This window comes from Paraburkholderia sp. SIMBA_054 (assembly GCF_046534875.1).
Classification (GTDB): domain Bacteria; phylum Pseudomonadota; class Gammaproteobacteria; order Burkholderiales; family Burkholderiaceae; genus Paraburkholderia; species Paraburkholderia hospita.
Genome location: NZ_JAWRXV010000119.1, coordinates 1 through 11,918, shown reverse-complemented (window position 1 = coordinate 11,918; position 11,918 = coordinate 1). Strand labels below are relative to the sequence as shown.

The 11,918-nt window shown below is 59.3% G+C and carries 8 protein-coding genes and 1 pseudogene; 5 read left to right on the top strand and 4 right to left on the bottom strand.

From position 1 onward, the window contains the following. Positions 1-793 (top strand): annotated as a pseudogene (locus SB822_RS53495) (hypothetical protein); the annotation flags it as partial. Between the two features lie 186 nt (positions 794-979). Here the strand turns inward: SB822_RS53495 and SB822_RS53490 are convergent. Next, positions 980-1,408: a hypothetical protein gene (locus SB822_RS53490; protein ID WP_410858632.1), complete on the bottom strand. Its 429-nt coding sequence runs from the start codon at positions 1,406-1,408 to the stop codon at positions 980-982. An 875-nt stretch (positions 1,409-2,283) separates the two neighbouring features. Here SB822_RS53490 and SB822_RS53485 point away from each other — a divergent pair. Beyond that, on the top strand, positions 2,284-2,583 hold the full coding sequence (locus SB822_RS53485; RefSeq protein ID WP_410858631.1) for a hypothetical protein: 300 nt from the start codon (positions 2,284-2,286) through the stop codon (positions 2,581-2,583). Positions 2,584-3,536: 953 nt separating this feature from the next. Here SB822_RS53485 and SB822_RS53480 read toward each other — a convergent pair. After that, the gene (locus tag SB822_RS53480; RefSeq protein ID WP_410858630.1) at positions 3,537-6,713 is read right to left on the bottom strand and encodes a metallophosphoesterase family protein; all 3,177 of its coding nucleotides are present in this window, start codon (positions 6,711-6,713) and stop codon (positions 3,537-3,539) included. Between the two features lie 866 nt (positions 6,714-7,579). Here SB822_RS53480 and SB822_RS53475 point away from each other — a divergent pair. The 3 genes from SB822_RS53475 to SB822_RS53465 all read left to right on the top strand — a co-directional run bounded on the left by SB822_RS53475 (position 7,580) and on the right by SB822_RS53465 (position 10,123). Next, entirely contained in the window at positions 7,580-8,875 is a 1,296-nt protein-coding gene (locus tag SB822_RS53475) for an LssY C-terminal domain-containing protein (protein WP_410858629.1), read from the top strand. Between the two features lie 157 nt (positions 8,876-9,032). Beyond that, positions 9,033-9,923, top strand: coding sequence for an LssY C-terminal domain-containing protein (locus SB822_RS53470; protein WP_410858628.1), 891 nt, complete (start codon positions 9,033-9,035; stop codon positions 9,921-9,923). Positions 9,924-9,973: 50 nt separating this feature from the next. Beyond that, positions 9,974-10,123 (top strand): hypothetical protein, encoded by a 150-nt coding sequence (locus tag SB822_RS53465; protein ID WP_410858627.1) that lies wholly within the window; start codon positions 9,974-9,976, stop codon positions 10,121-10,123. A 557-nt stretch (positions 10,124-10,680) separates the two neighbouring features. On the opposite strand, the gene SB822_RS53460 is transcribed toward SB822_RS53465, so the two are convergent. Next, positions 10,681-10,947: a hypothetical protein gene (locus SB822_RS53460; RefSeq protein ID WP_410858626.1), complete on the bottom strand. Its 267-nt coding sequence runs from the start codon at positions 10,945-10,947 to the stop codon at positions 10,681-10,683. A 44-nt stretch (positions 10,948-10,991) separates the two neighbouring features. Further along, the coding region (locus tag SB822_RS53455) for an electron transfer flavoprotein subunit alpha/FixB family protein (protein ID WP_410858625.1) at positions 10,992-11,918 on the bottom strand (927 nt) is incomplete at its 5' end.

The window sequence follows — 11,918 nt, the reverse complement described above, 5'->3', positions numbered from 1 at the left end:
CATGGCGATGTTGAAGATGCTCCTATCAATCGATGCGAACGAGCGGGACAGAGCGGAACGGCATTCGGGGGAGTTGGCGTCGGGCCTCATCGCCGACACCGAGCACAACCTGACGCTGTGTGACCCGCAGTTTGAGTTCGTGACGCCGCAGCAGCTTGTGGCAATCGATTTCTTCCTGTCGATGCACCACTACGCACCGCATGCTTTTCCCGGGATGGCAGCGTGGCACGACGTCAACGTGCTGGGTCGCAGATACCCGGTGCCTCACGTTGAGCCTAGGCCCAAGGCGGACATCGTATTGCACGGGTGGTACCCAGTGGGTCAGTACGACCGTGAAGCACCGTCGGTCGGGCTCCGTGACGCAGATGCGGAACAGTGGAACCGCTATCGGCATCCCGGGCGCGCAGGGTGGTACGCGCGTACATCGGCGGGCGAGCAAACGGTGTACTTCGAGGAAGCCTCGCAGTTCGAGGTGGATGCGGAAGCCGCTTGCGAGTTCGTGACCTGCACGTACGACACCGCGTTCATGTTGAAAACGCAGCATCACGACGCAATGGATTCGGCGCGTTTCTGGCTGAACGAAGGCTTCGTGAGGCTGCCTGTCGGCATGGCCCAGCGGTATCAGGAGATGGCAAAGAGGGGGCAGTATTTCAACAGGCTTGCCCAGCGTCTGAACCTGACTCCTGACGAGCTGGACTCGCACCTGATTAAACACAGTGTGAGTGACGCGGCGCATACGGCGATGCTTAAGCCTGTTTCGCCGCAGTTTGACCTGTTTGCCGCCGCAGCATGAACGGCGTCCGGCAGTAACATTTCGAAATCCCCGGGGCTAATACCTCGGGGATTTTTTTTCGCCTAGATCAGGGAGGGTTGTTTCTCCAGGGCGATGCGGTCTGCCTCGGCGCGAGCGAGCGGTGACGTCAGCAACCGCCGCTTCGTGGCCTGCTTCGCGCTTGGGTTGGTCCAGCTTTTTTTAGACTTAGATGCTGTTCTCGCACGTGCCCGCTGCCGGAACCGGCGAAGCCAGCGTTGCGATCAGCGTGTAGCCAAGATACTGTTTTCGTGCCGTGTCGGAGAACATTGCAATCGCGGCGTTTTCATCGTCAGCGGTGACGACCGCGTGGATCGGCTTGATGACATCCTTCGAACCGTCCTGCCGCAAGACGCCCGAGACGATGAACCGCGCAGGCTGCCGGACGTGCCAGCCGATGTGCGCGCCGCGCTCCCCTGCCGAGGCCGGTGCTGCGACTTCCAGGCAGGCGGTACCGATGAAAGAGCCAATGATCAGCGCTTTGATTGCTGTGATTTTTAGTTGCTTGCTCATGCTTCCGGATGTGATGCGGTCGTGTCGCGCCATATTTGCCCCGATGGATTTGCTTCCATCGTACTTGCGCGGACGGGTTGTCAAGCTCGCTCCGCGGTTGCCCGCCGGGGGTGCGGCACAGATTGTGGCTCACTGGTTATCGGCGTAAAGCGCGTGGAACTGAACGGTGAGTGGCTGATGACGGGGGGGCGGGGCAGCGGGGACTGAGGAAAATCCACCTCAATTGGAACGGTCATGCCCGGTGCGTCTCGACTACCAGCTTCCCATATACCGTCCGCGTGAACTATAAAGACAGCTGACGCGCGGAGGCCGCCATGTGGATATGCACCGGCTGTCGGATGATGGTGACGCTGCAGGTCGCCTTGCCAGAGATGGACGAGGAGGGCGTTTATTTCATCTGTCCGGTCTGTCGCCGCCGCAATCCCTTGGCAGCCCTTCCTCGCAAGGATCCAGACGATCCCCTGGAACTCGAGCAGCCCCCGCCAGTACGGCGCTGACCGCGCCAGGTATCGTGGCGTCCCGGTTGCGCTGCTTGCGCCGGGTGCTAAGCGGCGCCAGCGGGGGCGGTCATCGCGGACGCCAGATACGCGGAGAGACGAGCGGCGTCACGCGCCAGAATTCGCCGTCTCGCGATGCGGTCGCATAGGGCGTGCGAAACGCCCCGAGCTTGACCAAAGATGAACCGCTTGTGCTGGTGCGCTGGAAGCCCATGTTCATAAGAGCTTCAGTGCAATAACGGCGGCGTAGCGTGGCATAGATTTTCGGTTGTCGTCGACGCATAGGTGGGATCTGCTTTGAGGGTTGACACACCCTGTTTTACAGCAGACCGCAACATGTCAAGCGTCGCGACACCTGGTCTCGCACGATTCCCTTTACGCCAGCTTTCTTTTTCGCGCGCCACTTGTTTTCACGCGCGACAATCCCAGATGCCGCACTCCGACACCAATAAGGAGAGCACCGTGGACTATCTCGAACGCGCGTACGACCCTTGGGATTTCAGCTTCTCGGGCGAGCCATTCACTCCAACCCCCGCCGATGCAGGCGCGACGCCGGCGAAGACTTCTGCTCCGAGCAACACCAGTTCGTCGCGCGCTGGAGCGGCGCTGGCTGCCGTGCCAACGGAGGCATATGCCGCGGCTTTTGCAGTCGCAGTAACGGTCGCCACGCCTTACATCCTGAACCGCATCAGCAGGTGGTCACTCGGTCGTGCGAAGAAGGCCAGGGAAGAGCGGGAGCGTGCCGCGCGCAGTCAAGCCTAGCGCGGCAAGTCCGAATGCCGCCGACTGACCCGAGGCGTCGGACTCTCTAGGACATGACAGTAAGGGCCGGGCGGCCGGTAGCTCACTCCCTGAGCCAGTAGCGCATGCATACTTCAGGCATTCACCACTGCGGGAGGCGACACAGCATGACGCGCAGCGAAGCATACCGAGACGGATTCAGCAGCCGTCGTGAGGGCGGGGCATGGCAGCACAACCCCTTCCCAGCAAAGACGCCCCAATGGTCCGACTGGCGAGACGGGTGGCGAGATGCCGAAGGGGAGCACGAGGACAGCAAGGCGCGCGAGCGCTGGCCGGAGAGTCCCCGCGCGTAAGGCGGTGCGATAGGCGAATGACTCGGAAACGTCATCTAAACTGACAACGTCAGATCCGGTGAAGGCATGCTGATCCCTGCAGGCGGCGAAAGTCGGCACCCGACCCTGAACAGACATACCGCGCTTCTGAAAGCAGTCGTTCAAAAAAGTTGCTTGTCACGCACTCTTCCCGCGGAGCTTCTCACCGTTAGCTGTATGACTAACTTAAGAATCCGTTCATGGCACAACGACCGAATTCACCGCGCGGAAAACCCTCGTTCGATCTCTCGCCATCGACCAAGATCATCTTTGTCACGAATGTATTCACACCAAAGACGATGAACGCGTTTTAGCAAGTCATGAGGCGCCACCCCGGACTTGGTAGCAAATAATTTGAGTCAATGCGCCGGACGTTCTGGTTGACGCTATCCACCAGTTGTCCCTACGTTGCATGCGTGGCGTGACGCCTCAATAAACTCCGCCACCGGAGACCAGCTGGTTGTCCGGTGACTTTACGGTAACGGCACCGTCCTCCGCTCACGTTAACTCACGCTCGCGTGCCGAAATCGAATCTCGCACAGCCGACTGAGTTGTGACGCGTGCGCGCGTCGGGAGCAGGGGCCGGTGTGGCGCCAGTTCCGTTCAGAGCGCGACATTCACCGGCGCGTTGTAGTAGTCCGCTAAGACACCCTCGATCTGTCTTTTAAGCTCGGCGTCCTCCCAGATCGGGCGCGGTGCAACGGCGCTCTTGAGCGCATCGAAGTCGTCGAACTGGTTTAACACTGCCTCGATCGAGCTGACGAGCTTCTCACCGATGCCGCGAAAGTCGGGCATTAGTGATTCAACCGCGGCTTCTGCTTCTCGATGGCGCATCTCGGCATGAAACGATGCTTCCAAGACTAGGAAGAACCGGATAACGGCGGGAATCTTGGCACGAAGCACGTTTCGAGCCCCTCGCGCATATTCGTGCCCGTCCTTAAGCGTATGCCCCAAGTCCGCATTCACGAAAATCTCGCTAGCCACCGAGCGGGGCAAGGACAGCAAGTAGTCGTCCGTGATCAGTTGCAGGTAGTCGAACGAGAAGCACAAGGGCTCTCTGCCACCTCTCTCTTCGACCAAGATAAGGCCACGCCTAGAGAGGCCAAGAATCTCCTCGTGTCGTTTCAACTGGTCGGGCATGACTATCTCGAGGCAGTTGCACGAGGAAGGGTCCGAAAGGATACCCAGCGAAAGACGCACCAGGTGTTCCTCGTAACCGAGCCGCTGAACGAAGAATTCGACAAGCGGCTCGGAATGGCAGACTCCACGCTTTGAACTGATGTACTTCAAGATCAGGTAGCGCAACCAGTACGTGTGGATATGGGGGCGATGGGCACGCTCGAATTTTTCCTCCGCGTCGATGGTGCAATCGTTGAGATAGATGTTTGGGAAGTGGCCCTGCCGCTCGGTGTAGCGCTTGTGCATGTTGGCGATGTATAGCCGCAGGAGCACGTGCGGCGTGTCGAGCAATCGCTCGATGAGATGAGAGTCGCGTCGGACATCGACCGGCAACGCCGAGAGGAAGTTCAGAAACGAACGGTGGCCCTGGTGTGCCAACTCCCAGATCGTGCCGAGCAGTGAAGTTCGAGCCTTGTTCTCCCAAGAGGCCAGCCGGCTCTTGATGCTGGCGAACCGATCCTTGAACATCTGAGAATTGGTGTAGACGTTGTCCAGTTTCGTGAGGGCAGTATCGATAACTCTCAGCCTACTCAAGATGACCTTCTCCGCACCCAGGTCCATCAGCTGGAAAACCTTGTGGTCACGACGAACGGGACCTGTTGGGTCCGCAGCATCCGAGCCGCGGCGACAATACCGATAGACGTATTTGCGGCACACGAGCAGCACACAGGCACCTACCTTGCCCAGTGCATGTTCCGACACGAAGCGGTCGATGAGCGCAATCAGCGTGTCGTCGAGTCGCCACTCCTGTTGTCTCGCGTACTCGCGGAAGAATCGGTATCTAGCGTTCTCGAAGAAGAATCTGTCGCCATTGTCGAGAATAAAAACGGGATAGTACTTTGCCTTTGCCGCGATCGAGCACAGCTGACGCAACTGCTCTTCCGCTGTGTCAGGAGAGTCAAATCGAATGCTATCTGGAATTTGCGAAGGGCTTGCGCAAAAGGACAATTCGGTGAGAAATTCTTGGCCCAGCGACTGCAGTGAAGTGGCGAGCGCCACTTCTGCAGACGTCTGGTTCCACGTCCTCTCCTCGTGAAAGTCCTTGTAGACCGGAACCGGGCGCAGACCGCTTTCGACGTGGGGACCGTTGCGCAGCGTGTCGCACAGCTTGAGTACCGTCAGCGTCTTGCCGATGCCGGCGTTGCCGATGAGGTAGCTGATTCGGTTCTCCCCTTGCGTGCTTTTTCCCGGCTCCCCAATGAGCGCAGGGTCCGACACGTACTTGACGAATTCATCGAACGACAACTTCATGTCGTTTTTGTCGTCGATGTCGTTGTTGGCCGTCGCCGTCATTGTGGGCGACTCCATTTCATTGCGGACGAAATAGGCGTCGATGTTGTCCTTGGAAAAGAGGCGGCTCGCGTCACCTTTCTGGAAGTGCAACTCCTTGGGGTCGCCGACCAGTCGATTGACGCAGTGATGATTGAACACGTCCCTCCAGAGAGTCCGGAAATAGACTGAGTCCCTGTTCAACGTGCCCACGGATCTTTCGACGCGATCGTCGTACTCCTCGTGCGCCCCATACCTGCCCTCTCGTGAAAAAAACAAAGAGTAGGGCGGCCGCACGGGGCTGCCGACGGGCGGGCGATGTGTGGTAGCGCCCTCTAACTGTGCGACCAGGCAGTCCGGCAACACGATCTGTTCCTTGCTGCATCGTTCCGACCGCGACCACCGGCCATCGTTGGACGAGTAGACAAGAACGTGTCGGTCCTGCATGCGGGAATCCAGATCGAGTCGCGCAATAACGACACCGTGTTCTTCACTGGACTCGGCCGACACGGCGCCGGTGCCGATGACGGAATAGCCGCCTTGGACATCAATGACCCGAAATTCGTGCTCATGCCCATGGAGCAGGTAGTGGAGATCAACCCCCATCCTCTGCTCGAGCAGGGAAGCATCGGGCTTGGTCATCCACTCCAGCGGGTGGTGGACGAGGCCGATGCGCAGGCTCTCGTCTCGTGTCACGCAGCTGAGTTGTGCCTGCGCTCCAACCCACAGGCGGCGTTCCTCCTCATCGCCGGCACAATTCCATGCGGAATTGAGGCCCACGACCTGCAGCTTTATGCCATTGACCGACAGTGCATGTGCGTAGTGGAGGTGCGGGGCATCAAAGGCGACATGGGGGCACGCTTTGGAGACGAATTGCTCATAGGCTGCGAGCCGCTTCATCGCGTGCTTGTACACTGTCGTCTTTCCGGCGACGCGGTTATTGAACTCTACGATGTGCCTGCGAGAGTCCCTCGCCAAGCTCACCACGTGCGACTGCGCATCACTGTTCACGGCGTCGCGGTCTACGTCGTGATTCCCTGGCACGACGAATAGACGTCGGGCGTCGACTTCGTTGTTGATCGAACCGAGCAGGGCGAGTACTTCCAAGAGGAAAATGTGCGCTTCGGCGTATTGCTCATCGAGGCTTTGCGCCCGCATTTCGCCGAAAGCGATGTCTCCGGTGCAAAAGACAATGTCCGGCGCAGGTAGAGACGAGCCGAGTTCATCACGAAGAAACTGGAGCAGCGCGTGTCTGGCTCCGCTGTCGCGCCATGCATCCTTGGCGCAGAAGTGTATGTCCGAGAGATGCAACCAAGTCAGCTGTCTGGTCATGGCGATCTCCCGGCCTGCTCAAGTAGGTCAGCGTGGCATCATCGATTCTGCGGCCGGGCAAGATTTTGAGACCATGACTCACCCGTTCTTGACCTGCTCAGACCCAGCGGTTCACAGCAATTCGTTGAGAACCTTTGACGGGTAAAACGCACCACGACACTGGCGCTGTTGCAATAACGACATAAACTACGAGTCAGCAATCTAGTTATCGAATATCTGGTTCTTGTTTCGCTGATCGATTCTTCAGGCTCACATAGCGCCGGTCATTGATCTGTGCGTTTCCGCACTTAGCCTTCCAGTTGTCCTGTTAGTACCGCGATGCGCCGATAGGCATACCACTGGGCGACGTTTAATAACGTCGTCCTGTCCTTCGACGGCTCAGTCCCACCTGGAATAACCTTCACACCGCTCCCGGAGTGGCTCGCCCTTTTCCGGTCGCGTATGCGCCGGCGCCTGTGGGGCGTCGACTCCTTCCATTTAACATTAATAGTTTGAGCTCGCTTCTCGAAACGACTCGTTAGCGCGAACGTCTGGGTAATCTCGATATCGTTTGACGGATTGTCGACAATTTACCTCACGGTCTCGAAGGACCGCTATTGGCCGATAGTTGCTAATTCATATGCAATCGGCGAGAACGTTGCGCGAATGGCAGCGCACGACCCGAAGCGGCCGTTACAGGTTTCCCGCGCGAATGGCAGCTATCGAAGTACAAACGGCCGCCCTCGAACCCGCGGCAATCTACAACTATTCCATCAATACGGTTGTTCGATGCCCCAAACTCACACACTATAATTTCACGGATAGCGGTGAAGCACTGATCACAAGAATCGCTGGTATACCCGCCCGTGCGGCAATGGGGTTACGCGATGAACGGAATCGTGAATCGACTGCTGGGTGCAGCGGTCGTAGCCTTGTTCCTGTCGGGTTGCGCCATGGCGCCGTCGACCACCGGCGAGCTCACCTACAGGAGCCGCGCCGTAACGCGCACCGAAGGCGGACTGCGGGTATCGGCGGTGGTGCTTTCGGCTGAGGAAAGTGCCGCGGTCTATGGCGTCCCGCTTGCAAAGAAGGGGATACAACCCGTCTGGATCGAGGTCTCGAACGACGAGACCCTGAGCTATTTCTTGATGTCACCGGGCCTTGACCCAAATTTCTTCCCTGCTTCGGAGGGCGCCGAGGCGTTCATAAACAGCGATTCGTCTGCCAGGAAGGACGAACTCGACCGGCGCTTTCGCGAACTCGCCTTCCAGAACCCCATCGTGCCCGGCCAGACCGAGTCGGGATTCGTGCTGACAAATCTCAACGAGGGCGCGAAGCTCGTCCAGCTGGACCTTGTTGCGAGCGCACAGGCAAGGACGTTCTCGATCCTCATGATCGTGCCGGGCTTCCATGCCGATTACCATGTCAGCGAGGTCTTTCGGCGCGACATCTATCCTGCCGACGCAATCGTGAACTACACCGATGACGACGCGTTTCGCGTCGCCCTCGAAGCCCTTCCTTGCTGCGCAATGAACAAGGACGGTTCGAAGAACGGCGATCCGCTCAATCTGGTCATCGTGGGTGGGCTCGACGACGCTTTTCCCGCACTGGTGCGCCGCGGCTGGAGCCCGACCGAGCAAAAGTGGTCGGGCGCGATCATGAGAATGGTGACTTCTGCGCTCTCTGGCGATCGATACATCAATGCGCCGATAAGCGATCTTTATCTGTTTGGCCGGGCACAGGACCTCGCGTTGCAAAAGGCGCGTGACAATGTTCACCAGCGCAATCATCTACGGCTCTGGCTAAGCCCGATGCGCTACCGCGGCAAGCCTGTATGGGTGGGCCAGATCAGCCGGGATATCGGCACCCGTTTAACGTTTCATTCACCGACGTTCACCACGCACAAGATCGACCCGGACGTAGACGAGGCCCGCATGGCGCTTGCGGAAGACATGGCCTATTCGCAGAACCTCACGAGGATCGGGCTGGTGAAGGGAGTAGGCGCCGCTACGCAAAATGTACCGAGCGAGAACCTTACCACCGATCCGTACTACACCGACGGATATCGCCAGGTACTCGTATTCGACCGCCATCCCACTTCGCTGTCAGAGATCGAATTCTTTCAGTGGGAGAGCGTGAGCGTGAAGCCCGGCAGCAATCCGCCCCCGGGGGCGAAACAATGAGCGCGCCGCCATTGTCGCGTCGTGCACTGAGGAATGCGGCCGGCAGCATTGTTCTCCTTCTCGTTTTCGCCGGCTGTGCGACATGGACCGATCCAACGAACCTCGACGATGCGCCGCTGCGTGAGCGTGCTGTGACTGCAACAGGCAGGACGTACAGGTGAGCGTGGCCGTGCTCGGATCGGACGACAGCAAACGCATCTTCGGAGCCGACATCAACAAGGCCAACATCCAGCCGCTATGGATCGAAGTTCAGAACCGGACTTCGCAACCGCTATGGCTGCTGCATTCGGGCACCGATCCGGACTACTTCTCGCCGCTCGAAGTTGCGTGGTCCATGCACCTGCTGCTCGGGGGGGCGACGAATGCGAGCATCGACAGTCACCTGATCAAGCTCGGATTCAGGAATCCCGTTCCCCCCGGAGAAACGCGCGCCGGCTTTCTTTTCACCAACCCCGACCAGCAAATCAAACTCGTCAATATTGATATGTTCGGAAGCAGAACGCTGGTCCCCTTCTCGCTGTTTCTGCCTGTACCGGACGATGGCGCGGACCCGCGTTTCGCGCTAACCCCGTTCCTCTATCCCGAGACCGCATTCACTGACTACCAGGACCTTGCGTCATTGCGCGCGGCCCTCGAGCGGCTACCGTGTTGTGCAACCGATGAGCACACGACATCGAAAGCCGATCCCTTGAACCTGATTGTCATCGGTACGCTTGGGGACATCGGTGCCGCAATGGTGCGGCGTGGCTATCGTCGCGACTTGCGCGAAAACGACCGCACGCAGTGGGTATTTGGACGCAGACCCGACGTCGTCCTGCGCAAGGAAGGGCAAGCAGGCGCGCCATCCACTTCGTTGCGCGCATGGCTCGCGCCTATTCGCTACAACGGTAACCCGGTGTATCTGGCGCAGGTCGGACGGCCCGTCGGCGGCCGCTTCGCGCACCACGATATGGCAGGCGATGCGCTACATGGGGACGTCGACGAGGCGCGAAACTATCTGGTCCAGGACATGATGTATTCCGGCGGCCTGGATAAGCTCGTTTCGTGAATGGAGTCGGTCCGGCACCGCAGGCACACCCGCGGGCGACGCTGAATGGGGTGACTTATTGCACTGACGGGCTGCGCGCCGTAATGTTCTTCGCGACGCGCCCGCTCAGTTTCACGAGCGTGCAAATTCTCGACTGGGTGCCTTACCTGCAGCAGCGTGAGTCCGCCGCGCGCAAGCAGAGCGGCAATACCGGCAAGTAGCCCGGGCTCCTACGAACGCGATCACGAAGCACGGTGACAAGTCCTGCAGTGCAACCGCTTTCGGGCCGCCGGTCTCCTGGCCGACGCAAGATACGCCACCTCAAATCGACGGGCCGCTTATCGAAGCAAAGTCGACACTCCACCGTCCGTGCTGCACCTCGAAGAACGTCAGAAATTGGCCGATCTCGGGCCCATGCGCTTCATAGCGGCGATCGTAGGCGCGGCGAGTCGCCGCCCGCAGCGTTGAGTTGTGAAGATACCGTCAGCGCCCGACGTTTGGATCGGCGAACGTGGTCAGGGGGGAAATGTCTGCGTCGGGCAGGAGTCGACCCGTTGCTGCCGGTGGAGCCGTCGCATATAAAGGCAGGTATCAGTGCGGAACGGACATTCCGTGCCGTCACCTCAACGATACCGGCCCAAGTAAGGCAACGGCGTCGATGAGGCCGGTATGAAAATTAGGTGTATGCCAATGTTGAAAAAGTGTGCGATTGCTTATGGCAGCTTCGGCGGGGCACAGTTTCGATTGCCAACAAGGCACGGCAGCACTCGCTGCTAGTTCACGCGACGCGTCGTCGTAGAAGATTGCCTCGAACCGTTTCGTCATCCCTTCTTTGAGTGCGGAGCTTGGCGCCACGAATTGCCTCGTCGAAGTTTTTATCCGTGGCGACGTGACGATGATCGACGCTCACCAACCAGCTACCATTAGCAAGACACCAGCGAATGCGGCGTTCCTCGACAAGGTTAGCAAACCACCGCCAAATGTCCGCATCTTCGGCGTTCGCCGCAATCGCAGCGCTTCGCCGGATCTCTTGTGAAAGATCCAACGGTTTCTCCGTTAGTGGACGCGAGCAGCCGGTCATCAAGGGCCTCATATGCTTCCAACGAGTTCGGGCACGACGCTGAACAGATCGCCGACGAGGCCGTAATCCGCGACGCTGAAGATCGGCGCTTCTTCGTCCTTGTTGATCGCGACGATCACCTTCGAGTCCTTCATGCCAGCCAGATGCTGGATCGCGCCGGAAATGCCGACCGCGATGTACAACTGCGGCGCGACGATCTTGCCGGTTTGACCGACCTGATAGTCGTTCGGCACGTAGCCAGCGTCGACGGCTGCGCGCGATGCGCCCATTGCCGCGCCGAGTTTGTCAGCCAGCGGCTCCAGCACTTTCGTGTAGTTCTCGCCACTGCCCAGACCACGACCGCCCGACACAATGACGTGCGCCGACGTCAGTTCCGGACGGTCCAGCTTCGTCACTTCACGGCTCACGAACTGCGAGATGCCGGCATCGGCTGCAGCTTCGATTTTTTCGACCGATGCGCTGCCGCCTTCCGCTGCAACCGGATCAAAACCCGTCGCGCGCACCGTGATGACCTTGATGGGATCAGCCGATTGCACGATCGCGATCGCGTTGCCAGCGTAGATCGGACGCTCGAACGTATCGGCCGAATCAACAGCCGTGATGTCGCTGACCTGCGCGACGTCGAGCTTCGCGGCGATACGCGGCGCGATGTTCTTGCCGTACGCGGTAGCCGGCGCGAGGATGTGCGAGTAATCCTTCGCGATGTTCAGCACCGTCGCCTCGACATTTTCCGCGAGACCAGCGGCCAGTTGCGGTGCATCGGCGAGCAGCACTTTCGACACGCCCGCCACCTTCGCAGCCGCATCAGCCGCGCCTTGCGCGTTGTGGCCCGCCACCAGCACATGAACGTCGCCACCGATCTTCTGCGCGGCAGCAACCGTATTGAGCGTCGCTGCCTTCAGCGCCGCGTTGTCGTGTTCAGCAATTACCAGAAT